Source organism: Rhodothalassium salexigens DSM 2132 (genome assembly GCF_004341375.1).
In the GTDB taxonomy this organism is placed as follows: Bacteria; Pseudomonadota; Alphaproteobacteria; order Sphingomonadales; family Rhodothalassiaceae; genus Rhodothalassium; species Rhodothalassium salexigens.
On the sequence record NZ_SLXO01000011.1, the window covers coordinates 78,211 to 104,075 of the forward strand.

Annotated in this window: 23 protein-coding genes and 1 pseudogene; 11 read left to right on the forward strand and 13 right to left on the reverse strand. The window is 67.3% G+C overall.

The genetic code is table 11. The features are described from left to right. Positions 1–202 precede the first annotated feature (202 nt). Together msrB and sppA are read right to left on the reverse strand one after the other, a co-directional pair. Positions 203–601, reverse strand: coding sequence for a peptide-methionine (R)-S-oxide reductase MsrB (msrB, locus tag EV659_RS12900; RefSeq protein ID WP_132709327.1), 399 nt, complete (start codon positions 599–601; stop codon positions 203–205). Between the two features lie 90 nt (positions 602–691). Further along, positions 692–2,527: a signal peptide peptidase SppA gene (gene sppA / locus EV659_RS12905; protein WP_132709300.1), complete on the reverse strand. Its 1,836-nt coding sequence runs from the start codon at positions 2,525–2,527 to the stop codon at positions 692–694. A gap of 188 nt (positions 2,528–2,715) precedes the next feature. Here sppA and EV659_RS12910 point away from each other — a divergent pair, with 188 nt between their 5' ends. Continuing rightward, complete coding sequence (locus EV659_RS12910; RefSeq protein ID WP_132709301.1) at positions 2,716–3,195, forward strand: low molecular weight protein-tyrosine-phosphatase; 480 nt, start codon at positions 2,716–2,718, stop codon at positions 3,193–3,195. After that, positions 3,188–4,045: a fructosamine kinase family protein gene (locus EV659_RS12915; protein WP_200287893.1), complete on the forward strand. Its 858-nt coding sequence runs from the start codon at positions 3,188–3,190 to the stop codon at positions 4,043–4,045. The genes EV659_RS12910 and EV659_RS12915 overlap by 8 nt, the downstream gene beginning before the upstream one ends. Here the strand turns inward: EV659_RS12915 and thpR are convergent. Beyond that, positions 3,971–4,582, reverse strand: a complete 612-nt coding sequence (thpR, locus tag EV659_RS12920) for an RNA 2',3'-cyclic phosphodiesterase (RefSeq protein WP_132709303.1) — start codon at positions 4,580–4,582, stop codon at positions 3,971–3,973. The genes EV659_RS12915 and thpR overlap by 75 nt on opposite strands. A 255-nt stretch (positions 4,583–4,837) precedes the next feature. After that, positions 4,838–5,563 (reverse strand): arylesterase, encoded by a 726-nt coding sequence (locus EV659_RS12925; RefSeq protein ID WP_200287895.1) that lies wholly within the window; start codon positions 5,561–5,563, stop codon positions 4,838–4,840. A 44-nt stretch (positions 5,564–5,607) separates the two neighbouring features. On the opposite strand from EV659_RS12925, the gene EV659_RS12930 reads away from it, so the two are divergent. The 6 genes from EV659_RS12930 (at position 5,608) to EV659_RS12955 (ending at position 14,393) form a co-directional block, all read left to right on the forward strand. Further along, positions 5,608–6,384: an ABC transporter ATP-binding protein gene (locus EV659_RS12930; RefSeq protein ID WP_132709304.1), complete on the forward strand. Its 777-nt coding sequence runs from the start codon at positions 5,608–5,610 to the stop codon at positions 6,382–6,384. Next, complete coding sequence (locus EV659_RS12935; RefSeq protein WP_132709305.1) at positions 6,384–8,906, forward strand: ABC transporter permease; 2,523 nt, start codon at positions 6,384–6,386, stop codon at positions 8,904–8,906. Before EV659_RS12930 ends, EV659_RS12935 begins: the two co-directional genes overlap by 1 nt. Before the next feature lie 153 nt (positions 8,907–9,059). Further along, positions 9,060–10,673 carry a DUF2868 domain-containing protein gene (locus tag EV659_RS12940; RefSeq protein ID WP_132709306.1) on the forward strand — a complete coding sequence of 538 codons (1,614 nt, stop codon included), beginning with the start codon at positions 9,060–9,062 and terminating at the stop codon, positions 10,671–10,673. A gap of 4 nt (positions 10,674–10,677) precedes the next feature. Continuing rightward, positions 10,678–12,111 (forward strand): GTPase/DUF3482 domain-containing protein, encoded by a 1,434-nt coding sequence (locus EV659_RS12945; RefSeq protein ID WP_165878890.1) that lies wholly within the window; start codon positions 10,678–10,680, stop codon positions 12,109–12,111. A gap of 328 nt (positions 12,112–12,439) precedes the next feature. Then, positions 12,440–13,372, forward strand: a complete 933-nt coding sequence (locus tag EV659_RS12950) for a DUF2336 domain-containing protein (RefSeq protein WP_165878891.1) — start codon at positions 12,440–12,442, stop codon at positions 13,370–13,372. A gap of 169 nt (positions 13,373–13,541) precedes the next feature. After that, positions 13,542–14,393: a DUF2336 domain-containing protein gene (locus tag EV659_RS12955; RefSeq protein ID WP_165878892.1), complete on the forward strand. Its 852-nt coding sequence runs from the start codon at positions 13,542–13,544 to the stop codon at positions 14,391–14,393. Positions 14,394–14,430: 37 nt separating this feature from the next. Here the strand turns inward: EV659_RS12955 and EV659_RS12960 are convergent, their stop codons facing one another. Together EV659_RS12960 and EV659_RS12965 are read right to left on the reverse strand one after the other, a co-directional pair. Beyond that, entirely contained in the window at positions 14,431–15,567 is a 1,137-nt protein-coding gene (locus EV659_RS12960) for an ATP-grasp domain-containing protein (RefSeq protein WP_132709310.1), read from the reverse strand. After that, entirely contained in the window at positions 15,564–16,187 is a 624-nt protein-coding gene (locus EV659_RS12965; protein WP_132709311.1) for a DedA family protein, read from the reverse strand. The genes EV659_RS12960 and EV659_RS12965 overlap by 4 nt, the downstream gene beginning before the upstream one ends. 193 nt (positions 16,188–16,380) lie before the next feature. Between EV659_RS12965 and ykgO the strand changes: the two genes are divergently transcribed. Continuing rightward, positions 16,381–16,506 carry a type B 50S ribosomal protein L36 gene (ykgO, locus tag EV659_RS12970; protein WP_132709312.1) on the forward strand — a complete coding sequence of 42 codons (126 nt, stop codon included), beginning with the start codon at positions 16,381–16,383 and terminating at the stop codon, positions 16,504–16,506. Between the two features lie 193 nt (positions 16,507–16,699). Here the strand turns inward: ykgO and mtnA are convergent, their stop codons facing one another. Together mtnA and EV659_RS12980 are read right to left on the reverse strand one after the other, a co-directional pair. Next, a complete protein-coding gene (gene mtnA / locus EV659_RS12975; RefSeq protein WP_132709313.1) occupies positions 16,700–17,803 on the reverse strand; it encodes an S-methyl-5-thioribose-1-phosphate isomerase in 1,104 nt (367 codons plus the stop codon). A 39-nt stretch (positions 17,804–17,842) separates the two neighbouring features. Then, a complete protein-coding gene (locus EV659_RS12980; protein ID WP_132709314.1) occupies positions 17,843–18,508 on the reverse strand; it encodes a class II aldolase/adducin family protein in 666 nt (221 codons plus the stop codon). A gap of 132 nt (positions 18,509–18,640) precedes the next feature. Here EV659_RS12980 and EV659_RS12985 point away from each other — a divergent pair, with 132 nt between their 5' ends. Further along, positions 18,641–19,297 carry an HAD family hydrolase gene (locus EV659_RS12985; protein ID WP_132709315.1) on the forward strand — a complete coding sequence of 219 codons (657 nt, stop codon included), beginning with the start codon at positions 18,641–18,643 and terminating at the stop codon, positions 19,295–19,297. A 133-nt stretch (positions 19,298–19,430) separates the two neighbouring features. On the opposite strand, the gene feoB is transcribed toward EV659_RS12985, so the two are convergent. After that, positions 19,431–21,338, reverse strand: a complete 1,908-nt coding sequence (feoB, locus tag EV659_RS12990; RefSeq protein ID WP_132709316.1) for a ferrous iron transporter B — start codon at positions 21,336–21,338, stop codon at positions 19,431–19,433. Next, on the reverse strand, positions 21,338–21,694 hold the full coding sequence (locus EV659_RS12995) for a FeoA family protein (protein ID WP_132709317.1): 357 nt from the start codon (positions 21,692–21,694) through the stop codon (positions 21,338–21,340). The genes feoB and EV659_RS12995 overlap by 1 nt, the downstream gene beginning before the upstream one ends. A gap of 515 nt (positions 21,695–22,209) precedes the next feature. Here EV659_RS12995 and EV659_RS13000 point away from each other — a divergent pair. Continuing rightward, complete coding sequence (locus tag EV659_RS13000; RefSeq protein WP_165878893.1) at positions 22,210–23,460, forward strand: oligosaccharide flippase family protein; 1,251 nt, start codon at positions 22,210–22,212, stop codon at positions 23,458–23,460. 94 nt (positions 23,461–23,554) lie between these two features. Here the strand turns inward: EV659_RS13000 and EV659_RS14740 are convergent, their stop codons facing one another. The 3 genes and pseudogenes from EV659_RS14740 to EV659_RS13010 form a co-directional block, all read right to left on the reverse strand. After that, a complete protein-coding gene (locus EV659_RS14740) occupies positions 23,555–23,698 on the reverse strand; it encodes a hypothetical protein (RefSeq protein ID WP_165878894.1) in 144 nt (47 codons plus the stop codon). Between the two features lie 433 nt (positions 23,699–24,131). Then, the gene (locus EV659_RS13005; RefSeq protein WP_132709319.1) at positions 24,132–25,262 is read right to left on the reverse strand and encodes a hypothetical protein; all 1,131 of its coding nucleotides are present in this window, start codon (positions 25,260–25,262) and stop codon (positions 24,132–24,134) included. A 509-nt stretch (positions 25,263–25,771) separates the two neighbouring features. Further along, positions 25,772–25,865 (reverse strand): annotated as a pseudogene (locus EV659_RS13010) (IS5/IS1182 family transposase); the annotation flags it as partial.

The following is a 25,865-nucleotide window of genomic DNA, read 5'->3' on the forward strand; positions in this document are numbered from 1 at the left end:
CGAGAATTTTATAATCCCGTTGTGCTTTGCCCCCAGAAGAAGTGTCAAGTACTATTTGGAAGTATATGCGGTGCGTAGGTGGGAGCTTTCAAAAAGAAAAACTGATCTTGAAATGAAAAAAATGTCACAGAAAAGGCAGAATTTTCAAATTCGAGGCGAAAGGGTTAATGAAATAACGATCTCCCCGAGTTTGTCGTTAACCTTACTCTTCTTCCGGCTGCAAATTCAAGGCCAGAGAGTTAATACAGAAGCGTCGCCCGGTCGGTGGCGGCCCATCGGGAAAGACGTGACCCAAATGGCTGTCGCAGCGGCTGCACAACACCTCCGTGCGCACCATGCCGTGGCTGCGGTCGACCCGTTCGACCACCCGGTCGTCGCCGATGGCGGTGAAGAAGCTCGGCCAGCCGCTGCCGCTGTCATACTTGGTCTCGGCGGCGAACAGCGGCTGCCCGCAGGCTGCGCAACAATAGGTGCCGGGCGCCTTGGTATGACAATAGGCGCCCGAGAAGGGCGGTTCGGTGCCACCCTGACGGCAGACCCGGTAGCGCTCGGGCCCTAGTTCGGCCCGCCACTGCGCCTCGGTCTTGTCGACTTTATCGATCCGGTCCATCGGTCTCTCCTCCGCTGCTACTCCCATTGCCGGCCGACCGGGATCGCGGCGTGATCCCGGTTGGTCGGGCACGGGGTCCGCTCATTGCACGGTGCACCGGTTGCACAACAGATAGCGGTTTTCGGGGTCGTTCAGCCGGCCGAGCCGCGCCCATTGGCCGGCGAGCGTCTCGATCAGCGGCTGCACCGGCCCGGCGTCGATCCGGTTCGGCATCATCCCGACGGTTTCGGCACCCTGGATATAGGCGGCGAACAATCGCTCCCACTGGGTCGGCCGGCGCTCCACATAGCGCAGGGTGAAGTCGTCAAGCTCGGCCAATTCGGCCGCCGCCGTGACCGCGTCGTCGAGCCCGCCGAGCGCGTCCACCAGCCCCAGGTCGGCGGCGCGCTTGCCGGACCAGACGCGCCCGCCGGCGATCGGCTCCAACTCGGCCACGGTCATGTCGCGCCCCTCGGCGACCAGGGCGAGGAAGCGCTGATAGGCGCCGTCGGTCTGGGTTTGCAGCAGCGCCTCGACGGCGTCGTTGAGACCGCGCAGCACCGTCGCACCGGCGATCTGGGTGGTGCCGACACCGTCCTGGGTCAGCCCCACCGCGCTCGCCGTGTCCTCGAAGGTCAGCAGCAGGCTGAACACGCCGATCGAGCCGGTGATCGTCGTCTCCTCGGCGAACACCTTGTCGGCATTGGCCGAGATCCACACGCCGCCCGACGCCGCCACACCCGCATAGGACGCCACCACCGGCTTGCCGGCGGCCTGGATGGCGGCCACCTCCTGGCGGATCAGGTCGGACCCGGCGAGCCCGCCGCCGGGGCTGTCGACGCGCAGCACCACCGCCTTGACGTGCTTGTCGGTGCGCGCCTGACGCAGCAGTGCCGACACGCTGTCGGCGGCGGTGATCTGCGGCCCGCCCTCGCCCGAGACGATCTGACCGCGTGCCGCGATCACCGCCACCGTCGGCCGGTCCTTCTTAGCCGTGGGGTTATAGCCCAAGGCGTCCAGATAGCCCGTGTAGGAGAGCGACCGGAAGCTGTCCTTGTCTTTGGCCGCACCCACCAGGCCCGCCACCGTGCCGTCGAGCGCCGGCCGGATCACCAGCTTGTCCACCAGGCCCAGATTGACCATCGCCTGGGCGCCGTCGCCGCCGGCCGACTTGTACACCGGTGCGGGGTTGTCGAGCGTCGCCACCAAGGCATCGCGGTCGATGCCGCGATTGGCGGTCACCGTGTCCAGATAGGCGTCCCACAGCACGCCCAGATAGGCTTCGTTGGCCTCGCGCGCTTCGGGCGACATGTCGTTGCGGATGAACGGTTCCACCGCCGACTTGTAGTCGCCGGCCCGGAACACGTGAACACTGGCCTTGAGCTTGTCGAGGGCCTCTTTCTGATACAGCGGATAGGCGGCGTAGCCCGGGATCCACACGCTGCCCACCGGGTTCATCAGCACGGTGTCGGCATAGGACGCGATCAGGTATTGCGCTTGCGAGTAGCTCTCACCAACCGCGATCACCGGCTTGCCGCTGTTCTTGAACCGGCCGACCGCCTCGCCCAGGCGGTGCAGTTGCGCGGGATAACCGCCGGCAAAGTCGTCCAGGTTGAGCACCAGCGCGGTGATCCGCTCGTCCTCGCGCGCTTGGTCGAGCGCGTGCAGGACATCGCGCATCAGCACCTCGTTGGGCAGCGGCCCGGCCAGTGGGCCGCCAAACACGTCGCCGGGCTCAACCCGGCTCAGCGTCTCCACCAGGCGGCCTTCCAGGTCGAGCACCAGAGCCGTCTTGTCGGGCACCGTACGCGCCTGCTTCTCCGGCTGGTTGGCCAGCGTGGAGACGATGAAGATGAGCAGCAGCGTAAAGAACACGCTGCCCACGAGAACATGAAAGACCTTGATCGTCGACCAAAGCCACTTGAGAATCGTCTTCATGGGCCAACCTCGCCTGCGGAAAAAGTCGTGAGACGGTAGCGGCTCGCAGGGGCATCGTCCAGAGTCGAAGCCGGGCTTCGACACGGGCGAAATGCCACAAATCCTGGGGTGTCGGACCGGCTTGACGCCAGGGCCTCGGCTGCGTCAAGCACGGCCCACGGTTCGGTTTCGTGCGCAGGAGGCGCCCCATGGCATCGGTGCTGTTCGTCTGTCTCGGTAACATCTGTCGCTCGCCCATGGCCGAAGGCGCGTTGCGCCGTGCTGCCGCCCAAGCCGGTCTCGACGGGCTTCAGATCGCCTCGGCGGGCACCGGCGACTGGCATGTGGGCAACCCGCCCGACCCGCGCGCCCAGGCCACCGCGCGCCGCCATGGCGTCGACATCTCGGGCCAACGCGCGGCCCAGGTGCGCGCCGACGATTTCCATCGCTTCGACCATATCCTGGCCATGGACGCCACCAATCTGGCCGCCCTTGAACGCTTGCGCCCGGCCGGCGCGCAGGCCGACCTGCGGCTGTTTCTGGACTATGCCGGCGGCGCCGGGGCGGGCGAGGTTCCCGACCCCTATTACGGCGGCGACGGCGGTTTCGATCATGTGTGGTCGCTGGTCTGCGCGGCCGCCGACGGGCTGGTGGCGCATCTGCAGCAGACGGCGCGCGCCGGTGCGTGAGCGCCTCGCCGCGCTGACCGGTGCGGCGGTGACCGCGCTCGCCCCGTTGTCGGGCGGCGATATCGGCCTCGTCCACCGGGTGCGCCTGGATGACGGGCGCACGGTGGTGGCCAAGACGGCCAAGCCCGGCGGGCGCGACACCGCCGAGGTCGAAGCGGCGATGCTGCGCCACATGGCCGCGGCGGGCGTGCCGGTGCCGGGCGTGGTGGCGGTCGAGCCCGGCCTGCTGGTGATCGATGCGGTGGCCGATCAAGGCGCCCCCGATGCGGCCGATCTGGCGCGCGTGGTCGCCGCCATGCACGGCGTCGAACGCGCCGACTATGGCTTCGACGCCGCGACCGTGTTCGCCGGCGAGCGCCAGGACAACCGGCCGGTGACCGGCGTCGCCGCGCCCGCCGCGCCCTGGCCGGCGTTTTTCGCCGAGCGCCGGCTGCGGCCCATGGCGCATCTGGCCCATGACGCCGGGCGCCTGGATCGGGCGACGCTGGCGCGGGTCGAGGCGCTGGCCGGGCGGCTCGACCGCTGGCTGCCGGCGCGCCCGCCTGCGGTGTTACTGCACGGCGATTTGTGGGCCGGCAATGTGCTCGGCGACCGGGGCCGGGTCAGCGCGCTGGTCGACCCGGCGATCTATTACGGCCATGGCGAGGTGGACCTGGCCATGTTGACCCTGTTCGGCGGCGTCGGCCGGGATTTCTTCGCCGCCTATGGCGCGCGCCGGCCGCTCGACCCCGGCTTCTTCGAGGTCCGGCGCGATCTCTACAATCTCTATCCCCTGCTATTCCACGTGAAGGCGTTCGGCGGCGGCTATGCGGGGCAGGTCGGGGCCATCCTCGACCGCTTCGGGGCCTGACCGGTCGAGCGGGTAGGTCTCCACCGGGTCATAGAGCGCGCCGTCGCTGCACAGATGGCTTTCGAACAGGGTGAACCGGGTGACCGGGAAGGCGGCGGTACGGGCACCGGCGCGGGCTTCGAGATAGCCGTCGAGCTTGGCCGGGTTGGCCCGCTTGAAGCGCGCCAGGGTCACATGGGGTTTGAACTTGCGCTGTTCGGGCGCCAGGCCGACGCGCACCAGCGCCTGGTCGATCTTCTCGTGCAGATGCTTGAGCGGGTCGGCATCGGCGACGCCGATCCACAGGCTGCGCGGCGAGCGCGGCTTGCCGAACGTGCCGAGCCCTTCGAGCGTCACCGTGAACGGGGCGGCGCTGACCCGGGCCAGCGCCGAGCGGATGTCGTCCGCCTGGCGCGCCGGTACCTCGCCGATGAACCGCAGGGTCAGGTGCAATTGATGGTCACCCTGCCAGCGCGCGCCGTCGACCCCGCCCATCAACAAGAGCAGGTGTTGGCGCACGGGTTGAGGCAGGGCAAGCCCGACGAAAAGGCGATGCATGGGGGTCCCCTCGATCGTTGGGGGCGGCTGGCATCGGGGCGGTTGGGGCGTCGCTGGCCCCAAGCGCGGGCGGCCGGCCGCCTATGGCTGTGATGGGGCCGTCGGCATGGTGGGGCTGGCACCTCCCTGACCGTTGCGCGCTCTGCCAGCCTATCAGAAAAGCCGAGCCCGGGCCGAGCCAATTTTTCGCGGCTCTCCGGTGACGGGGATGGGGGCCGGGGATGGGTGATGGCGGCCGGCGGCCGGCGCCCAGCGTCAGTGGCGCCCCGCCGTGGTGTCGTCGTCCACCGCCCCGTCGCCGCGCAGCATCGCCGCCACCAGCGGGCCGATGCCGTCGACCATGCGCGCCACGCCCTTGGCATTGGGGTGCAGACCGTCCGGCTGCAACAGGTCGGTGTCGGTCGCCACGCCGTCCATGAAGAACGGGTAGAGCCGCACGCCGTGTTGCTCGGCCAGGTCGGGATAGATCGCGTCGAACGCTTGGGCATAGTCGGGCCCGCGATTGGGCGGCGCGCGCATGCCGGCCAGCAACACCGGGATATCGCGCTCCTTGAGCGTCGCGATGATCGCGGCGAGATTGGCGCGGGTCAGCTTGGGCTCGATGGCGCGCAGCATGTCGTTGCCGCCCAGGGCGACGATCGCCAGGTCGGGCGCGCGGTCGAGACCGTCGAGCACCCAGGCGAGCCGCGACCGGCCGCCCGATGTGGTGTCGCCCGAGACGCCGGCATTGACCACCCGCGCGTCGAGCCCCCGCGCGTCGAGCCAGGCGGCGAGTTGGTGCGTGAACCCCGCGTCGGGGCCCAGGCCGTAGCCGGCGGTCAAACTGTCGCCCAGGGCCAGCACGGTGTGGCCGGGCGGGGGCGTACCCGCCGCGCCGTCGCCCGCCGGTCCAGCGGCCCGGGCGGGTGCGGCAAATCCGACCGCCAGCGCGATTGCGAACAAGGCCAGGAGGCCCAGCGGTTTCATTCCGATCATAGGCATTCTATATATCTTGCCGATATAACGCGTGTTTCAAGGACCCGGTCATGACAGCCACCAGCCCGTCCCGCCCCGCCGACCCGATCATTGCGCTCGGCGACGTGCATCTCAAGCTCGATAGCGGGGCCGGGCCCGTACACATCCTGCGCGGGCTCGACCTGGCGGTGGGCGCGGGTCAGGCGGTCGGCCTGGTCGGGCCGTCGGGGTCCGGCAAATCGTCGCTGATGGCGATCATGTCCGGGCTCGAAGCGGCGACCTCGGGGCGTGTGTCGGTGGACGGGCACGACCTGTCGGCGCTCGACGAGGACGCGCTGGCGCTGTTGCGGCGCAACCGCATCGGCATCGTCTTGCAGTCGTTCCACCTGATCCCGACCATGACCGCGCTCGAAAATGTCGCCGTGCCGCTGGAACTGGCGCGCCGCGACGACGCCTTCGCCGAGGCGGCGGCGGCCCTCGACCGGGTCGGCCTGGGCCACCGGCTCGACCATTACCCGGCGCAACTCTCGGGCGGCGAACAGCAGCGCGTGGCGCTGGCCCGCGCGGTGGCGCCGGGGCCCGCGGTGCTGCTCGCCGACGAACCCACCGGCAATCTGGACAGCGGCACCGGCCAGACCATCATCGACCTGATGTTCTCGCTGCACGACGAACGCGACGCCACGCTGGTGCTGATCACCCACGATCTGGACCTGGCCAATCGCTGCGACCGGGTGGTCCACATCGCCGACGGGCGGATCACCCATGAGGAACCCGGGCGCGGCGCCCGACCGGTCGGCGGCGCGGCCGGTGGGGCCGGTCTGTCCGGTCGCGTCGTGGAGGCCGGGTGATGGCGCGCTCGCCGGTCCTGGCCCTGGCGCGGCGCGAACTGCGCGGCGGCACGCGCGGGTTTCGGGTGTTTCTGGGCTGTCTGATCCTCGGCGTGGCGGCGATCGCCGGCGTCGGTTCGCTGTCGCGCGCGGTCACCGATGGCCTGGACGCCGAGGGCGCGCGGCTGCTCGCCGGCGACCTGGAGGTGCGCACCACCCGCCAGCCGCTCGACCCCGAGGTGGTGGCGCGGCTCGACGCGATGGGCGCGGTCGCGCGGGTGGCGCGCATGAGTTCCAACGCCCGCGCGCCGGCCACCGGCCGCGCCTCGGTGGTCGAGATCAAGGCGCCGGGCGCGGGCTATCCCTTCTATGGCGGCCTGGCGACCGAGCCTGACCGACCCTTGGCCGCCTTGCTGGGCCAGCGCGACGGCGCCTGGGGGGCGGTCGCCGACCGGGTGCTGGCCGAGCGCCTGGGCATCGATCTTGGCGACCGCATCGCCATCGGCGGCGAGACCGTGGTGCTGCGCGGCTATCTGCGCGCCGAGCCCGACCGCGCCAACCAGGGCTGGCAATTGGGGCCGACGCTGATGGTCGCGCCCGACCTGCTCGACCGAACGGGCCTGTTGGGGCTCGGCAGTCTGGTGCGCTATTACTACAAGGTGAAACTGCCAAGCGGCGCCGACCTCGATGCCGCCAAGGCGCGCCTGACCGACGCGTACCCCGACGCGCGCTGGTCGGTGCGCGACCGTACCGAGGCGGCGCCGGGCATTCGCGGCTTTGTCGAGCGGTTCGCCACCTTCCTGACCCTGGTCGGGTTGACCGCGCTGTTGGTCGGCGGCGTCGGCGTCTCCAACGCGGTGCGCACCTATCTCGACGCCAAGACCGAGACCATCGCCACCTTCAAGGTGCTGGGCGCCGACGGCGCGACCATCTTCGCGCTCTATCTGGGCCAGGTGTTGGCGTTGGCGTTGGTGGCGGTGGCGGCGGGGCTGGCGCTCGGCGCGGCGCTGCCGTTCGCGTTGCAGGGGCCGCTGGCCGCGCGCCTGCCGGTGCCGCCGGCGGTCGGGCTCTACCCCGCGCCGCTGGCCACCGCCGCGCTCTACGGCCTGTTGATCGCGGTCGCCTTTTCGATCTGGCCGCTGGGCCAGGCGCGCGACATTTCGGCCGGCGGGCTGTTCCGCGACGCGGTCGCCGGCGGCAGGCGCTGGCCGCGCCGGCGTTATGTGGCGGCGGCAGGGCTGGCCATGGCGCTGGTCGCCGGGGCGGCGGTGGGGCTGTCGACGCTGCCGGTGGTCGCGGCGGTGTTCATCGCCGCGGCGGTGGTGGCGCTGGGGCTGTTGCGGTTGACCGGTGCGGCGGTGGAGCGGCTGGCCCGCGCGCTGCCCCGGCCGCGCCGCCCGCACTGGCGCCTGGCGCTGGCCAATCTGCACCGGCCGGGGGCGGCCACCGGGCCGGTGGTCATGTCGCTGGGGCTGGGGTTGACGCTGTTCGCCACGCTCGCCGCCGTCGAGGGCAATCTGCGCGCCCAGATCAACCAGGGCGTGCCCGAGCGCGCGCCGGCCTTCTATTTCCTCGACATTCAGCCGGGCCAGCGTCAGGGCTTCGAGGACGTGGCCGGGGCGGTCGAGGGCGTCACCACGGTGGCCACCACGCCCTATGTGGGCGCGACCATCGTGGCGCTCGACGGCGTGCCGGCGGCCGAGGCCGATGTGGCGCCCGGCGGGCGCTGGCTGCTTCAGGGCGACAAGCGCATGTCCTATGCCGCCCGGCTGCCCGACGGCAACCGCATCGCCGCGGGCCAGTGGTGGGGGCCCGACTATGACGGCCCGCCGGCGATCTCCATCGACCGCGACAATGCCCGCGCCCTGGGCCTCGACGTGGGCGACACCGTGACCCTCAACGTCATGGGCCGGACCATGGCGTTGACGGTGATGAGCCACCGGCTGATCGACTGGTCCGATTTCGGCTTCAACTTCATCTTCCTGATCGACCCGAAGACCCTGGAGGGCGCGCCGCACCCCTATATCGGCCGGGTCGAGACCGCGTCGCGCGGCGCCGACGAACGGGTCTATCAGGCGATCGTCGACGCCTATCCCGCGGTCACCGCCGTGCCGATCGGCGACATCGTCGACACGGTGTCGTCGTTGTTGGGGCAGATGGCGTTCGCGGTGCGCGCGGTGGCGCTGATCACCGTGGTCGCCGGCGTGCTGGTGCTCGCCGGGGCGATCGCGGCTGGTCACCGCAAGCGGGTCTATGACGCCGCGGTGCTCAAGGTGGTCGGCGCGCGCCGGCGCGATGTGCTCGCCGCCTTCGTGATCGAATATCTGCTGTTGGGCGCGGTGACCGCAGCGATCGCCCTGGCGCTCGGCTCGCTCGCCGGCTGGCTGGTGGTGACCGAGGTGATGGCGCTCGACTTCACCGCCCGGCCGCTGGCCATGGTGGCGACCGTGGCGGCGAGCCTGGGCCTGACCCTCGCCATGGGGCTCGCCGGCAGTTGGGCGGCCCTCGGCGTGCGCCCGGCGCGGCTGTTGCGCGCGGCCTAGGCCGGTCCGGCTGCCGTCTGGCCGGGCTCTGGTCTGGTTCTGGCGGTCTTCTGGCCGGTGTCGGAAGCGGCCCGGGCGGCTGTGGGATCGACAAGTGCCGGGCGGCGGGCTATCGCACGGGGGCATGTTCAGTTCCACCTTGCGGTGTTTGTGATGACCCTGACCCGTGATCGCCTCGTCGCCGAGACCCTGGCCGCCGACCGGGATGTGGCCGACCCCGCCGCCGGCGCCGGGCGCGAGGCGCTGGCAGCCGCCCGCCGGCACCAGGACGTGGATGCCAAGGTGTGCGCCTTTTTCGCCGCGCTGCCCCAGGCGCTGGCCGCCCGCGCGGCGTTGCGCCGGCAGATCGCCCTGTTGCGCTGGACGGTGCTGGGCGGGCTGGTGCTGGCGGCGCTGGCCGGCGCGCTGGCCGCCGGCCGGGCGATCAGCGGCGGCGAGCGCGAGGTGGTCAATGTGATCTGGCTGCTGGGCGGGCTGTTGGGGCTGCACCTGGTGGCGTTGGTGATCTGGCTGGCGGTGTTGGTGGCCGGCGGCGACGGGGTCGCGCGCCAGGGGCTCGGCCGGGGCGTGGTGTGGCTGTGGCGGCGGCTGGCCGGCACGGTCGCCGGCGACCCGCTCAACCGCTCGGCGCGCCTGGCGCTGATGGCCCGGCTGTTCGGCCCGCCGGCCGGGCGCTGGACCGTGTCCACCGGCAGCCATGGGCTGTGGACGGCGTTTCTGGCCGGCGGCCTGGTGTCGGTGCTGCTGGTGCTGGCGACCCAGCATCTGGTGTTCGTGTGGGAGACGACGATTCTGTCCGCCGAGCACTATACCGCGCTGATCGGCGCGTTGGCGGCGGGGCCGGCGGCGCTCGGTTTTCCGGTGCCGGATGCAGCGGCGGTGGCAGCCGCCGAGTGGCGCGGCGGCGCCCAGGCGGCGCGTATGGTGGCCGACGCGCAGGGCGAAGGCGCCTGGGCCGGCCTGGTGGTCGGCAGCCTGATCGTCTATGGCCTGGCGCCGCGGCTGTTGGTCGGGCTGTTGACCGGGTGGCTGGCGCGCCGGGCGGTACGGCGTACCAAGCTCGACCTGACCAAACCGGCCTTCGCCCGGCTGATCCCCGACCTGGCGCCGGTGATGCAGTCGGCGCGCGTGGTCGATGCCTCGCCCGCCCGACTGCCGCCCGCCGTGGCCGCGTCGGTGCCCGCGCCCGCGCCCGCGCCGCCGCACACGCCCGCGACCGGCAGCGACCGGCGCCGGGGGCTGCGCCGCGCCAAGGCGAACGCGCCGGTCGCGGTCACCGGCGGCTTGCCGGGGGGCCACCATGTGGCCCCGCCCGCCGGGCCGGTGGCGGTGCTCGGCTGGGAGGTGCGCACGCCGCGCACCGGCTGGCCGCCGGTGGTGACGCCCGGCCAGCCGCCGGCGGGCGGCGCGCAGGATCTGGGCATCGTCGACGGTCGGCGCGCGCTCACCGCAGCGGTGGCGTTGATCGCCAACGCGCCGCCGGCGCGGCTGGTGGTGGTGGCCGACATGACCGCCACGCCCGACCGGGGCACGGTGGCGGGGCTGGCGACGCTGGCCGGCGCTGGGGCCGGCGAGACGCTGGTCTGCCTGACCCGCGAGAGCGTGGCGCGCGCCCGGTTGAGCGACGAGGACGCCCGCCAGCGTCTGGCCGACTGGGTCGCCGCCGCCCATGACGCGGGCTTGCCGCTGTCGGCGGTGGTGTTGCTGGATCTGGACGCGCCCGGGGCCGAGGATGCCGACCGGGCCGCCCGCCTGTTCGGAGTATGAGCCGATGAGCGCCCCCAAGGCCCCTCACAAGGCCGCCACCCCCCCCCAAGCCATCAACGTCGCCGTGGTCGGCCACACCAATGTGGGCAAGACCAGCCTGATGCGCACGCTGACCCGCCAGCGCGGCTTCGGCGCCGTGTCGATCCGTCCGGCGACCACCCGCCATGTGGAAATGGCCGAATTGTCGGTGCCCGGCAGCCTGCCGGTGCGGCTTTACGATACCCCGGGGCTCGAAGATTCGAGCGGCCTGCTCGCCTATCTCGACGATCTGCGCACCCGCACCGGCTTCGACTGGATCGACGCCATCGACCGCTTCGTCGCCGAGGCCACCGACGACCACCACCCCTTCGCCCAGGAGGCCAAGAGCCTGGCCCAGGTGCGCCGCAGCGACGCCGCGCTTTATGTGGTCGATGTCCGCGACCCGGTGCGTGCGCGCCACCGCGATGAGCTTGAAATCCTCGGCCGCTGCGCGGTGCCGGTGTTGCCGGTGCTCAACTTCATCGCCGACCCCGACGCCCAGATCGACCATTGGCGCGAGCAGTTGGCGCGGGTCAACATGCACGCCCTGGTGGCCTTCGACACGGTGGTCTATGACGCCGCCGGCGAGGCCGCGCTTTATGACAAGATCGCCGCCCTGGCCGACCGCTTCGCCGCCCCCCTGGCCCGGCTGCGCGACGATCTGGCGGCGCGCCGGGCGCAGGTGCGCCGCGCCTCGGCGGTCGAGGTGGCCGAGATGCTGGTCGACGCCGCCGGCGCCCAGGCCGGCTATGCGCTCGACCAGCGCCAGGCCCAGAGCGACGCCGAGGCCGACCTCAAGGCGCGGGTGCGCCAGCGCGAGGCGCAGTGCGTCGAGCGGCTGTTGGATCTGCACGGCTTCGGCGCCGACGATGTGCGGTTGAGCGACTTCGCCATCTCGCACGGTCGCTGGGATCAGGACATCTTCGACCCGCAGACGCTGGCGCAATACGGCGTTTCGGCCAGCAAGGCGGCGGCCACCGGTGCCGGCGTCGGCGTCGCCATCGACGTGCTGGCCGGCGGCATGACGCTCGGCGGCGCGGCGGCCACCGGCGCGGCGCTGGGCTTTTTGTACGACACCGCGCGCACCTATGGCGGCCGGCTTCAGGCCCGACTGCGCCGCGAGGTGCGCCTGCGCGTCGACGACGCCACGCTTCAGGGCCTGGCAGCACGCCAGATGCAGTTGCTTGCCGCTCTGCTCAAGCGCGGCCACGGCGCCATCGCGCCGGCGGCCACCGAGACGCTGGCGCCGGGCGAAGCCACCGTGCGCCAGCTTGGCCGTCAGGCGCGGCGCGCCCGGTCGACGCCCGACTGGTCGGCGCTCAATCGCCCCGGCGGGGCCACCAGCGGCCGCCGCCGTAGCGAGCTGGTGGCCGCCCTGGCCGACACGGTGGAAGCGGGTTTGGACGCGGCCGGCGCCTGAGCACGCCGAGTCGCGCCCGGTGAGCGTCGGTCATTGGTGGCGGTTTGGGCATCGCGACCATGATCGGGACAAGTCGGCCCGTATTTGATCGGTGTTTTAATGATCTGACAGCCCTGGTCCGTGACGTCGTGCTCAATGCACAAAACAATTTGCCGATAATGAAAGTAAAATTTTACCATCTCAATTCCAGAATTGACTTAATGAGAAGCTTGCCCGACCCTTGTCGTTGACTGTGACCGTTCGAACGCGGGGATGTGTTCGGACGAACGGCAGGCTCCCGAGTATGTGTATGGGGTAGTGGTCAATGGTGTTGGAATGGAATTCGGCGGTGGATAAAAGTCTGCTCGACCGCGTGGTGTTGGCGCAAAAGGTCGGTGCCTTTCTGTCGAAGGACGACATCCCTCGGGATCAGCGGCGCAAGGTGGAGAACTTCGCGCTGATGTTGGCGCACGACGTCAGCGCCGAGGTGCGCCAATGCCTGGCCTTCGAGTTGCGCCGTGCGCCGGATCTGCCGCGCTCGCTGGTCATGATGATCGTGCGCGATATCGCCGATGTGAGCGTGCCGTTCGTCAAGTCGACCGAAGTGTTCACCGACGATCAGTGGATCGAGATTCTCGACGAGCTGGAAGAGCAGGTGCTGAACGCCTTGGCCGGACGGCCGTCGATCAGCGAGCCGATGGCGTTTGAATTGGTGTGCCGCGGCGGCGACGAGACCGTCTCCATTCTGGTGGGCAACCGGGGTGCGGCGGTGTCCGAGCGGGTCTGCAACACGGTGATCGACCGATTTTCCGATCATAGGGTTGTTCTCGATACCCTGGCCCAACGTGGCGACCTGCCCCAGAGTGTCGCCGAGACACTCGTTGCCTTGATCGCCGACGCGGCGCGGGCGGTGTTGGTGGATCGCTATGGGATCAGCCCCGCGGTGGCCGGCCGGGTCGCTGCTGCGGCTGCCGATCGCGCGCTGGTGGGTCGGTTGGCGCCGCTCCGAACCGAAGCGCTTTTGGATACCGTGCGCGACCTGCGCGCCAAAGGCCAACTCGACGATGCGTTGATCCTGGCGGCGCTGGAGCGCGAGGCATGGCGGGTGATCGCGGCGGTGTTGGCGGTGCGCTCGGCGACGCCGCTGTCGCTGGTCGAGGCCACGCTGTCGGCGCGTCGGGCGGCGCGTCTGGACACGGTGATGGCAGCCGCCAATCTGGCGCCCGAGACGATCCACGCGCTGCGCCGGGCGCTCGGTTTGTCGGGCTCTGTGGCATCATGAGCGTCGCCTTGCGATACGGCCGGATCACGACGCACCGGCGGGGGTAACCATGGACGTCGCGGCGACGCCATCGCAGCCATCGGGCCTCCCTGTCGGCACGACGACCGAACGGATCGTTTTGGCATGCCGTGTCGGTCGGACCATGCGTCGGCCGCAGTTGAGTGCGGCGTTGCGCCGACAACTAGAGCATGTGGCCTGGCTGCTGATCCGCGACACCGATGCCGCCGTGCGCGCCGCCCTGGCGTTCGAATTGCGCCAGGCGCCGGACGTGCCGCGGGCGTTGGCCATGCGCATCGTCAAGGATCTGGAGGAAGATGTGGCGGCGCCGTTCATTGCCTCGACGCCGCTGTTCGACGATGGCGACTGGCTCCGCATGATCGACGATCTGGAGGATGACGCCTTGACCGCCTTGGCGCATCGCTCGGCGGTGAGCGATGCCTTGGCGGAGGCGATTCTGCTGCGCGGCAGCGACCGGGCGGTGCGGTCTTTGGTGTCCAATCCCGGCACCAAACTGTCGCCGGATCTGTGTCGGCAGGTTGTCTCGCGGTTCGGTAAGTGCCGGCCGGTCATGGATGGCATGGCGGAGCGCGGCGACCTGCCGCAGCCAGTGGTGGAGATGTTGTTGTTCCGGGTCTCGGACCGGGTGCGCGCGCGGCTGGTGGAGCAGTATGCGGTCGACGAGACGGCGGCGCGCAAGCTCGGCCTGACCGCCCATGAGGCGGCCCTGCTCGCCTATCTGGCCGGGCAGGAGGAGGCGCGCCTGCCAGCGTTGGTCCAGCGGCTGGCGCTGACCGGCAAGCTGACCGACAGTCTGATTGTCGCCGCCGCCCGTCAACGCTACCGGGTGGTCTGCCTCTTGGCGCTTGCCCATCGGGCGAGCGAGACCGCCATCACCGTCCGTCGGCGCTTGCAGAAGGCCGATACCGACGCCTGGGACCACATGCTTGCCCGGGCGGAGATCGCCGTCGACAAGCGCGGCGCGCTCAAGGGCTATCTGTCGGCCATCCCGTCCTGGAGCTGAACCGGGCCGGTATCCGAGCGACGGCTTGGGCCGGCGGTCAGTGGGTCTCGGGGTAGACCTTCCACAGCGCCAATTCCTCGCGCGAGCCATGCCAGATGGCGCGGATGCCGTCCGGCTTGTGGCCGCGGGCGCGGTTTTTGGCGCCGATGCGATACAGGTGGCGCCATTGCCGGTAGAGCGTGCGATAGGCTTGGCCCAGGCCGGTGCGCGCGTCCCAGATCTCGATCGCCTCGCTGCCGGTGCCGTTGACCTCCAGGATCTTGAACCGCTCGCCGGCGCGCAGTTGGGCGAAATCGTCGAAGCGCACGTCGAAGCGGCCGGCGTGGAAGCCCGGCATGGCGCGGGCGATCTGGTCGATGCGCCGGCGTAGCGCCTCGGTCACATAGGGCGTGCCGTTGCGGTAGATGGCGCCGCGGCTGTGCGAGCCGGCGAACGCCAGCCGATAAGGCTCGCCCACCGCCAATACATGGTCGAGCCGGTCGCGGTGGCGCGGCAGATAGATATGGCACAACCGGCCGGCCCGCTCCTCGCGGGTGATCAACCGGCGCAGGGTCGAGACGCCGTCGCCGATCACATAGGGAAAGTATTTCAGCGTCATCGAGAAGATTTCGCCGCGCTCGGCGTCGGGGTCGCGCACATAATAGATGCCGGCCTCGCCCTCCCAGTCGATCAGCGTCTGCAACACCAGATCGCGCCCGGCGGGAAACTCGCCCAGATAGCGGGCCAGATCGGCGGCGTCGCGAACCACCTGCACGCCGATGCCGCGGCAGCCCATGTCGGGCTTGGCGACCACTGGATAGGCCAGCCCGGCGGTGGCCATGGCAGCCTCGCACTGGGCCAGAACGGCGTCGGCCGGCTGGCCGTCGTCGGGGACGTGAAAGCCGGTATAGGGCGCCAGCCATTGCCGGGCCGGTTCTTGAAACAGCGCCAGCGCTTCGAGCTTGCTCTCGCCCACGAAGCCGCCGTAGCGCAGGCCGGGATTGGCTGCGGTGGGCAGGGTGATGCCGCCATAGCGCAACGACAGCCACGCCATCATCACCGGCACCGGGCTGTAGAACAGGCGCATGGGCCACAATTCGAACGGCGCGATCTTCTCGGCATCGGCGTCGAGCGGGGGCATGTTCTGTGCCCGGGGCCAGCGGGCGCAGGCGGGCACGGCGCGGGGATCGGTCATGACGATGGGGTCTCGCTGCGGCCGACGACGCCGAAGCGCCGTGCGAGCCGGGGGCCAACCAGACGCGGCACCACGAAGAACACGCCGATCAGCAGCACCACGCCCAGCCACTTCCAGGGTCCGAGCCATTCGAGGATGGCCAGGCCCGCAGTGTGGATGACGACGAATACGATAACCGTCCAGGTCAGCGACGCAAGCGTTAGCACGATGGCGAACAGGCTGAGCGGAAAGCGGAAAAAGCCGCAGGCGGTATAGGTGGGCAGGCGCGAGCCGGGCAGGAAGCGGGTCGACAACAGAATCGGGATCAACTGCCGGCGCAAGAACCGCTTGGCCCGGAACACCTCGCGCGTGGTCACCAGGGCGCGCAACTGGCGATAGCGCGACGCGGCATAGCCAATGAGATAAAGCCCGGTGTCGCCGACCACCACGCCCACATTGACCGCCGAATAGGCAAGCCCGATGTCGGCGGTGCCATGTGCCGCCAACAGCGCCGCACCGACGATGGCGGCGTCTTCCGATACCAGGGTCGCCGCCATCAGCGTCCACCACAGCACCATCGGGTCGCCGGCCAACGCCTGCAAGGCGTCCATCAGGTCCGACAGGCTGATCAGCAAGGCCATAGGGCGGTCTATCCGTTGGCGTCGGCGGGCAGGCGGGGGCGCGGCGTGTAGCCATCAGCCTCAGCTTTGCCCCGCTTCGCGCGCCCGGCCAAGCCTTGACTTTCGCGCCCGGCCAAGCTATCCGACGCGCTCGTTTTTCGTGACCGCCAACCGGGGCCCGTCTGCGCCCCGCATGCGGGGTGGAGCAGATATCATGAAGATCAGAAACTCGCTGAAGTCGCTCAAGCGGCGCCACCGCGACTGCCGGGTGATCCGTCGTCGCGGCCGGACCTACGTGATCAACAAGACCCAGCGTCGGTTCAAGGCCCGCCAGGGCTGAGCCACGGCCGGCCCGGGCGCCGGCACACCAGACGCCACAAAGGCGGCAGCGTCCCGGCTGCCGCCTTTGTTTTTGTCCACTGCTCGGACGGGTCCGGGCTTTACCGATTCCGGGCGGCATTGCCTTACCAGCAGGGGGGGGGTGGCCGATCCGCCCCCCATAATGGGTACGGATCGGCGTGGCGGTTTGTCGGTTATTCCGCCGCCTGGGCGCGACCGAAGCAACTGGCCAGGCCCTGTTGGGTGGCCGGGCAGATGCCGCGCTCGGTGATCAGCGCGGTGACCAGGCGCGCCGGCGTCACGTCGAAGCCGTAATTGACCGCCGGGCTGGTCTCGGGCGTGATCCGCACGGTCTCGACCGCCCCCGCATCGGTGCGGCCGGTGATGTGGGTGACCTCGCGCGCGTCGCGCTGTTCGATGGGGATGTCGGCGACGCCATTGTGCAGCGTCCAGTCGATGGTCGAGCCCGGCAGCGCCACATAGAACGGCACGCCATTGTCATAGGCCGCCAGTGCCTTGAGATAGGTGCCGATCTTGTTGCACACGTCGCCCGCCGCCGTGGTTCGGTCGGTGCCGACGATGCACAGGTCGACCGCGCCGTGCTGCATCAGGTGGCCGCCGGCATTGTCCGGGATCACCGCGTGCGGCACGCCGTGCTGGCCCAACTCCCAGGCGGTCAGGGCGGCGCCCTGGTTGCGCGGCCGGGTCTCGTCGACCCACACATGGACCGGAATGCCCCGCTCGTGGGCCTGATAGATCGGCGAGGTGGCGGTGCCCCAATCCACGGTCGCCAACCAGCCGGCGTTGCAGTGGGTCAGAATGTTGACCGGCTGGCCTTCGGGCTTCGATTTGGCGATCTGCTCGATCAGGGTCAGCCCGTGGACGCCGATCAGGCGGTTGGTCTCCACGTCTTCGTCGGCGATCTGGGCGGCCAGGGCGAAGGCGGCCTCCTCGCGCATGGTCGGCGCCTCGTCGGCCAGGTGGGTCCGCACCCGGTCGAGCGCCCAACGCAGGTTGATGGCGGTGGGCCGGGTCGCCAGCAAGTGCTGATAGGCCTCGCCCAGATGGCGGTCGCCGGCGTCGGCGCGCATGGCCAGCGCCATGCCATAGGCCGCCGTGGCGCCGATCAGCGGCGCGCCGCGCACCGCCATGTCGCGGATCGCCACGGCGGCGTCGTCCACCGTGTGCAGGGTGATGATCTGGAGCGCGTGCGGCAGCAGGCGCTGGTCGATGATCTCGACGCCCTGGCCGTCGGCGGCCGGCCAGATGGTGCGATAGGGGGTGCCGTCGATCTTCATGGGGGAACCTCGTCTTGGCGGTCGGGTCGGCGGGCGCGCTCAGGCGGATGGCGTGTCGAGCGCGGGTTGGCGACCGTAGGTTTTGAACTTTTCCATCACCGCGTCCATCTGGGCGTCGGACAGTATCACCGGCTCGCCGCCCTGGCGCGCATACCAGTATTGCCGGGCCAGGCTCTCCACCTCGATGGCCAGCGCCAGCGCCTTGTGCGGCGTCTCAGCGTGGCAGATCATGCCGTGATTGGCCAGCAGACAGGCGCGGCGGCCGTCCAGTGCGCGGATCATCGCGTCGCTCAGCTCGGGCGTGCCGAAGGTGGCATAGTCGGCGACCGGGATGTCGCGGCCGCCGGCCACCGCCACCATATAGTGAAACGCCGGGATCGGCTCGCGCCGGCAGGCGAGCGCGGTGCAGAAGGTGGCGTGCACATGGACCACCGCGCCGGCCTCGGCGAAGGCTTGGTAGATGTCGGCGTGCATGCGCCATTCGCTCGACGGGTTGAGCGCGCCCTCGAAGCGGCCGTCGGCGGCGGTGGGCACCAGGCGCTCCGGGGTCAAATCCTCATAGGCGACGCCCGACGGCGTGATCAGCATGCCGGCGTCGGTGCGCACGCTCACATTGCCGGCGGTGCCCTGGTTGAGTCCGTCGGTGTTGAGCCGTTGGCAGACGTCGATGACGGCTTCGGCCTTGGCCAGGGTCTCTGGGGTCATGATGGGCGTTCTCCAACTTTGTCCGCGGTGCCTTGACAGCCGCACCGCGCCTCCTGTTGTTAACACCACGCCGGCCACGGCGCGCAAGGGCGTGGGCCCGCCGGCTTCGGGTCAACAACGGGAGTGGTTTGTATGGCGGATGCCGGCAATCGAGTGGCCGATCCCCGCGCGGCGGGCGTCGACCCCATCGAGGCGGTGATCTTCGACATCGGCAAGGTGTTGGTGGATTGGAGCCTGCGCGCGCTCTACGAACAGCTCATCGACGACCCCGAGGAACTGGATTGGTTCCTGACCCATGTGGTGACGCCCGAATGGCACACCCACCATGACGCCGGCCGGCCCATGGACGAGGGCATCCGGCTGCTGAGCGAGGCCTATCCGGCCTACGCGCCATTGATCGCCGCGCTCAAGCCGCGCTGGTCGGAAACCCTGATCGGTCCGATCGCCGGCAGCGTGCAGGCCCTCGAGGCGCTCGACGACGCCGGCATTCCGGTCTATGGCCTGACCAATTACTCCGCCGAAACGTTCCCCGATTTCTGCCGCGACTTTCCGTTTTCGGTGCGCTTTCGCGATGTGGTGGTGTCGGGCGAGCATGGCGTGATCAAGCCCGATCCGCGCATCTACGATCTGGCGATCGAGCGGTTCGGGATTACGCCCGAGCGCACGGTATTCATCGACGACAGGCCCGAGAATGTCGCTGCCGGGCGCGACAAGGGGTTGATCGCGCTCCACTTCACCGACCCCGAGCGGTTGTGGGCCGACCTGCGCGCGCTGGCGCTGCCGATCTGACCCCGCCGGTCTGGGCCGCGCCATCGCGCGCGATCCCGTCTCCTGCGGGGCATGGCTGAGCACGGCTGAGCCGGACCGAGCCCGGGGCACGCACGCACGCGCGCCCCGGGCGTTTGCCGCTCGGGGCTGGTGGTCAGGCGCCGAGAAAGGCGCTCGACACGCGGTAGGTGATGAACGCCGCCAGATAGGCCAGCGCGAACATGTAGGCGGCCACAAACAACGGCATGCGGGCGCTGTTGGTCTCGCGCCGGATCACCGCCATGGTCGAGATGCATTGCGGCGCGAACACATACCAGGCCAGGAAGGAGAGCGCGGTCGGCAGGCTCCAGGCGCTGCGCAGCGTGCCGGCCAGGCTTGCTTCGGTCACCTCGCCGCTCATGGCGTAGACGGTGCCGAGCGCGCCGACCACCACCTCGCGTGCCGCCATGCCGGGCACCAGCGCGGTGGCGATCTGCCAATCGAACCCAATGGGCGCCAGCACCACTTCGAGCCCTCGGCCGATCCAGCCGGCGATGCTGTAGAAGATCGCCGGTTCGGTGGCGCCCGGCGGCGGGCCGGGAAACGATGCCAGTCCCCACAGCACGATCGACACCACCAAGATCACCTTGCCGGCTCGGGCCAGAAAGATCTTGGCGCGCTCCAGCAGACCGATGGCCAGGGTGGTCAGGCTCGGTATCTGGTATTTGGGCAGTTCCATGATCAAGGGCTGGGCTTGGCCGCGCGACAGCGTCAGCTTCAGGATGAAGGCGATGACCAACGCGCTGACCACGCCGGCCAGATACAGCCCGAACATCACCACGCCTTGCAGGTTGGCAAGGCCGCCGAGTTGCCGGTCGGGGATGAACGCGGCGATGATCAGCGCATAGACCGGCAACCGCGCCGAACAGGTCATCAACGGCGCGATCAGGATCGTGGTCAGCCGGTCGCGTGGATGGTCGATGGTGCGCGCCGCCATGATGCCGGGGATTGCGCAGGCGAAGCTCGACAACAGCGGAATGAACGCCCGGCCGTTGAGCCCGACCCCGGCCATCAGCCGGTCCATCAGGAACGCCGCGCGCACCATGTAACCGGTCATCTCCAACAGCAGGATGAAGGTGAACAGGATCAGGATCTGCGGCAGAAAGATCACCACGCTGCCGACGCCGGCGAGCACACCGTCGACCAGCACGTCGTTGAGCGCGCCGGCGGGCAGGGTACGCGCGATCAGCCCCTGCAAGGCGACGATGCCGCCGTCGATCCAGTTCATCGGCGCCTCGGCCCACGAGAACACCGCCTGGAAGACCAGGAACAGCAGCACGGTCAGGATCACCGGCCCGGCCACCGGGTGCAACAAGACGGCGTCGAGCCGCCGGGTCAGCGCGTGTTCGCGGCCCTCGGCCCGGATCGCCTGGGCAGCGATGCGTTTGGCCTCGGCCTGAAGCGCGCGCAGGTCGCGACGGCTCGGTGCGGCATCGCCGGGGCTTGCGCTGGCGGATGTCCTGGTGCCGTCGCTGGGCTCGGCCACCGGCGGTTTGGCCAGTGTCGTCTCGACCGTGCCGATCAGCATGTCGAGCCCGCGCCGGCGCAATGCCGAGGTTGGCACCACAGGGACGTCGAGCAGGTGCGACAGGCGGTCCACATCGATGTCGAGGCCGTCGCGTTCGGCCAGGTCGATCATGTTGAGCGCTACCACCACCGGCAGGCCGAGCCCCTTGAGCTCCAGCACGAAACGCAGATGCCGGCGCAGGTTGGTGGCGTCGACCACGCAGATGACGCCGTCGGGCGGCGCCTCGGCTTCGAATCGGCCGGTGACCACGTCGCGGGTGACCTCCTCGTCGGCGCTGTGGGCGCGCAGCGAGTAGGTGCCCGGCAGATCGATCACCTCGATCTCGGCGTCGAGATGGTGGCCGGTGACGCGGCCGGCGCGCCGTTCCACGGTGACGCCGGGGTAATTGGCGACCTTCTGGCGCGTCCCGGTCAGGGCGTTGAAGAGGGCAGTCTTACCGCAATTGGGGTTGCCGACGAGGGCCAGCCGCAGGGGCCGCTGGGTTACTACATCCATTAACCAGCCTCCACCGCCCCAACTTGGACGGCGTCGGTCTCGACGGTCAGGTTGACGATCACGCTGTTGGCTTCGCGGCGGCGCAGGGCCACGGTGACGCTGTCGACCCGCACGGCCATGGGATCGCCCCAGACCGGGCCCTGGTGCAGCACCTCGAAGCTGGCGCCTTCCTCGAAGCCCAGCTCGCGCAGCCGCTCGGTTACCGGGTCACCGCCGTCCGTGCATGGATCAGCGCCGGTCAGACCTACCACTCTCCCGCACATGCGCGGCTGCAAACTCCCAAGCCGCTGCGCGGCATCGCCGTTTCGCACGATCACCACTCCTTCATGCGAATGATTTTCACTCGCCTCGACCATACGCCGGATCGGGCCGAAACGCCAGGGGCTTTCCGGTCGCCGATGATTTGGCCCACTCGGCCGCTCGATCCCGCGCAATCGCAAACGCCTGTCATGAACGGTTGCTATCGGGGTTCTGTGTCAAATCGGGCGCGCGAACGCAAGGCCGGCGGATGGGCCTGTGGTTTTGTCTCGGTGAGCGCATTTTCGGAGCTGCCGCCTACACTGCCTACCGAGGGATCGGGGCCAGCCGCCCCAAGCAACTGTTCCGGTCGGTCATTATGTGGCAGAAACCCTTGCTCCCACACGCGCTCCCTTCCACACCCGCGATGCTACCTCATAGACAACAGACAGGGGGAGAACACGTCAAGCAAGGCACCCATGCAGAGCCCCCTTCGTGCGCCAAGGGGCTTCGACGTCAGGCGCGGGCATTTTGCACTGATGCTGGTAGCCGCACCGCGGAATTGAGGGTATGGAGTGGCCATGAGCGACCTGAGGGACATGTGGAAACGTCAGCAGCGAGGCCAGCCATCGCCATGAAGATTGGCCGATCTCTGCTGGGCAGTGCAGCGCTACGTGTTACTAATGCCATTCTGGGCTTCGGGGTGGCGGCAGTCCTCGCACGCACACTTGGCGCCGAAGGCTTCGGGCTATACTCCTCAGCCTTCGTAATCGCCTCGGTCTGCGCCATCGTGGTGCAGTTCGGGATACCGAACCTCGTTATGCGCGAGACGGCAACAGCGGCCGTGTCAGAAAACTGGGCGCGCATGCGTGCCGTCTGGGGCTGGGCCGGGCGCGGCGCCACTGTGTTTTCCCTGGCCATAGTGGTTTTTGGTATCATCGTTCTCAGCATCCTGGGCCGTGGCATGGAGGCAGGGCAGCTTTGGACCTATGCTTTGGCCCTGGGTCTGGTTCCCCTGCTGGCCTTCGGCGCGTTGCGGGGTGGGGCATTGCGGGGCTTGCAGCATGTGATGCTGGCGCAGCTGCCCGAGATGGTCGTAAAGCCCGGCGTGATGCTTGGCCTCGCGCTCATGCTCGGTTTGGTCGTGCCCGCGACAGCAAGTTCTGCCATGGCCATGCAGCTTGCAGCGACAGGCGTAGCCTTTGGAGTGGGCGCCATCACGCTCTGGCGCAAGACACCGGCTGCGGCGGCCGCCCTAGCGTCAGCCTTGGGACCGGGCCCGATGCCGAGCAAGTCGACCATTGTCTCGTTCGCACTGGTGGCCGGATCGACGCAGGTTAATCAGTATCTCGACATACTCACCCTGACGGTCTTTCGCTCAGACACCGAGGTTGGTCTTTACCGTGCAGCTTGGCAGCTTTCATTGCTTGTCGGGTTCGGAACTGCGGTCGGCGGGGCAATCTTTCCAGCCTTGTTCGCGCGCTATCACGCCGAACGTGATCGGAAAGGGCTGGTCAAGGCGCTTAATTCGGCACGCCTTGTCGCGTTGGCCCCAGCCTTGCCACTGGCCGGCTTGTGCTTCCTGATGCCGGGCAACATTCTTTCGTTCCTATTCGGGCCGGAGTTTGCCGCCGGGGCTCTGGTTTTGGTTATTTTTGCTGCGCTTAGGCTGATTTTGGGTGTCGCCGGACCGCTCGGGCCCTACCTCAACATGATCGGCAAAGAGCAGGCCTCCGGCCGCGCGCATTTGATGGCAGCAGGGGCGAACATATGCCTGAACATCGCCCTTGTTCCTTCATTCGGTGGCGCGGGCGCAGCGGTCGCGACCGCTGTATCCTATATTTTTCTTTGCACCCTACTCATTTCCCGAACTCGGAGATTTTAAAAACAAACTGACCCGCTCTCCCCAAAAAGGTCATGTCGCGAATTCTATAGGCGTTCCCTGGCGGCTTGCTCCGGGCCCGTGAAGCTCGCGCCGTTCAGGTGGCGAGGCCATAGCGGCAGCGTCCGATGAAAGCCTCGATGGTGGCGCGGACGACCGCCCGAAGGCGATACTTGATCAAGTCGAACCCGGCTTTGTCGGCCAGGAGCGGAAAGCGCGCAGTGTCGCTACTCTCGGCCATGGCGTGGTCTCCCTGGTGGTTACGCCGCCGGTTGGGCGGATGTCAGTACACCCGGAGATTATGCCGCCTTCATATTTCCGCCATTCCCGAGACACGACCTGGACCCGGGTCCGTCCGCCCATCAAGCCCCGCTCCTGTATTAGCTGCTGTGCGATCTCGTGCAGCGCGATGTCCGACTGATCTTCTATAAGGGCCACAAGGACGCCTTCATGCGGATCAAGCCGGGAGCCCGCAGGCTTACCCTGACGGACCGGTCCCATCCTACCATGGCCACGCCATTGCCGATGCCAGTCGATCGCGGTCGATACACTTAGGGAAAAACGCGCCGTCCCGGCAGACATACGGCCCTGAGTCGCTTCATCACTCGCCTACAAAGATCAATTCCGTATGCGCGCCCCATATCGCGCCTGCCAAGTTACCCCAGAATACAGGATCATTTATCCCGGCTCTTGGGCATCTCCTCTATCGACTCCGAGTATCTTGAACCCACGCCATCGCGCGCATTCCCTCCACTGACAATCATCGCCAAAACGATAAATTGAGCGAGTACAGCAAAATACCGAAAATTGAAAAATGTAACCAGACCACCAAAACACATTAATAGAAGGGGAACCCATATAATTTTCTGCCTCATGAAGGCGACGCGATTTTTTTTCTCGGACAATAGAATTACGATAGGAATATAAATTAGCATATGAAATACGAATATCAAAAAATCACCATTTATTGATGGCATAATTGAAGATGAAATATTCGCTGATATAACAGAAATGAGAATGGTCGTGCTCAAGCTGGCAGTCGAGACCCGGACTGCTGCCGCCAAAGGATCTCCCCCAAAAACATTGTGATAAAGACCCATCCGTGCGTAGGAATAGTAAATCTCGGAAAATTGAGGCGCGAATGCAATAAGAATGGCGCCAGCCAGTGAGTATATCAATAGCTGCTTATTCATGCTCATGCGCATAATATAAATAATGAAAAAACCGATAAACTCCGTCCTAAACATTGATAAAATCAATATCAAGGCGGGGATATAGATATATGTGTTCCTCCCATTAGGGCGTAGCAATCGAACGAAAAGCTCAGACAAAAGAAGAAAAATAAATGCTTCTCTCAAAACAAATACGGAAAAATAAGCTGTTAGGGGGGAAAGTGCATACAGTATTATTATGTATTTTGCGAGCCAAGGCTGGCTTTCTTTGTAATCAAAAATAACCGAGTAAATTCTGGCAGCCGAAAGCGCACAAATCGCCATATTAAGGAATTTTAGTGTAAAAATATCAACACTCCACCCTTTTAAGTAGTAAACAATATAAAAATAGACATTTGAAGCGGAGCCTCCATCAAAGCCGAGATATGTATGCTCATCAGGGAATTGAAGATAGTTTGGGTCAAGAAAGCCAGCCTTATAAATAGTCCAGACCAAGAAAAAGAACAATTTTGACAATAGAGAGACTGTAAATATTAAAATGAGTTCGCGTTTTTCTGTATTATTGGCGCGAAAAGCGGAACTTAAAAGGATTGCTGCAATCGTAATTATTGATATATATAGTGTGTTTGCCACCTTTTATTTCCTGTTATCGTTTTCTATTGCCGATTTTGGTTGGTAATTATTAATGCAAAGGTAAATATATATGGGATTGCATCTGATTATTAATAATCAATTTTTCGTTTATGTTCCTTGGTGCGGATGGCGTAGAAAAATGTGCGGTACGCTTTTCCAAAACGTTATCGTTGCGCGACATGATCATTAGTGTGCTGGCGACGAGGATTATCTTATTTATTCCCATCTGAAGCAGAGGATAGTGCTCCTGAGGTGGATCGGCGCCTTTCTACCACGATTGGCATTACCGGATTACTCCGCTGCCAGCAGCAACGGATCAAGATCCGTCAAGTTCGCACAGATCGGCATCGTTCGCCATATTGATGTATCTTCGGCTTACCGCCCATCCATCAATTCTGCTCCCGTATCAGCGCGTCAACTAGGCGGTAAACCCATAAATCGGCATGGTTTTTCTGGCTTGACGTGATCCAAGGCTGCCGAAGAATGTCGCCTTGAGTGAGGTGCCGACGCTAGGCCGTAGACTCATAATTTCGCAGCCATATCCGCGTTGAAGCGAGTTTCACGGCGGCGAGGAAGTTCTCGGGTTTCTTGTCATAGCGCGTG

What these genes read in the sequence shown, in the direction of transcription:
- EV659_RS12945 (WP_165878890.1), top strand. Translation starts at nt 10,678, where the DNA reads ATGAGCGCCCCCAAGGCCCCTCACAAGGCCGCCACCCCCCCCCAAGCC.
- thpR (WP_132709303.1), bottom strand. Translation starts at nt 4,582, where the DNA reads ATGCATCGCCTTTTCGTCGGGCTTGCCCTGCCTCAACCCGTGCGCCAA.
- EV659_RS12940 (WP_132709306.1), top strand. Translation starts at nt 9,060, where the DNA reads ATGACCCTGACCCGTGATCGCCTCGTCGCCGAGACCCTGGCCGCCGAC.
- mtnA (WP_132709313.1), bottom strand. Translation starts at nt 17,803, where the DNA reads ATGAAGATCGACGGCACCCCCTATCGCACCATCTGGCCGGCCGCCGAC.
- EV659_RS12980 (WP_132709314.1), bottom strand. Translation starts at nt 18,508, where the DNA reads ATGACCCCAGAGACCCTGGCCAAGGCCGAAGCCGTCATCGACGTCTGC.
- EV659_RS12995 (WP_132709317.1), bottom strand. Translation starts at nt 21,694, where the DNA reads ATGGTCGAGGCGAGTGAAAATCATTCGCATGAAGGAGTGGTGATCGTG.
- EV659_RS12965 (WP_132709311.1), bottom strand. Translation starts at nt 16,187, where the DNA reads ATGGCCTTGCTGATCAGCCTGTCGGACCTGATGGACGCCTTGCAGGCG.
- EV659_RS12910 (WP_132709301.1), top strand. Translation starts at nt 2,716, where the DNA reads ATGGCATCGGTGCTGTTCGTCTGTCTCGGTAACATCTGTCGCTCGCCC.
- EV659_RS14740 (WP_165878894.1), bottom strand. Translation starts at nt 23,698, where the DNA reads ATGGCCGAGAGTAGCGACACTGCGCGCTTTCCGCTCCTGGCCGACAAA.
- sppA (WP_132709300.1), bottom strand. Translation starts at nt 2,527, where the DNA reads ATGAAGACGATTCTCAAGTGGCTTTGGTCGACGATCAAGGTCTTTCAT.
- EV659_RS12935 (WP_132709305.1), top strand. Translation starts at nt 6,384, where the DNA reads ATGGCGCGCTCGCCGGTCCTGGCCCTGGCGCGGCGCGAACTGCGCGGC.
- EV659_RS12925 (WP_200287895.1), bottom strand. Translation starts at nt 5,563, where the DNA reads ATGCCTATGATCGGAATGAAACCGCTGGGCCTCCTGGCCTTGTTCGCA.
- feoB (WP_132709316.1), bottom strand. Translation starts at nt 21,338, where the DNA reads ATGGATGTAGTAACCCAGCGGCCCCTGCGGCTGGCCCTCGTCGGCAAC.
- EV659_RS12960 (WP_132709310.1), bottom strand. Translation starts at nt 15,567, where the DNA reads ATGACCGATCCCCGCGCCGTGCCCGCCTGCGCCCGCTGGCCCCGGGCA.
- EV659_RS12985 (WP_132709315.1), top strand. Translation starts at nt 18,641, where the DNA reads ATGGCGGATGCCGGCAATCGAGTGGCCGATCCCCGCGCGGCGGGCGTC.
- EV659_RS12930 (WP_132709304.1), top strand. Translation starts at nt 5,608, where the DNA reads ATGACAGCCACCAGCCCGTCCCGCCCCGCCGACCCGATCATTGCGCTC.
- ykgO (WP_132709312.1), top strand. Translation starts at nt 16,381, where the DNA reads ATGAAGATCAGAAACTCGCTGAAGTCGCTCAAGCGGCGCCACCGCGAC.
- EV659_RS13000 (WP_165878893.1), top strand. Translation starts at nt 22,210, where the DNA reads ATGAAGATTGGCCGATCTCTGCTGGGCAGTGCAGCGCTACGTGTTACT.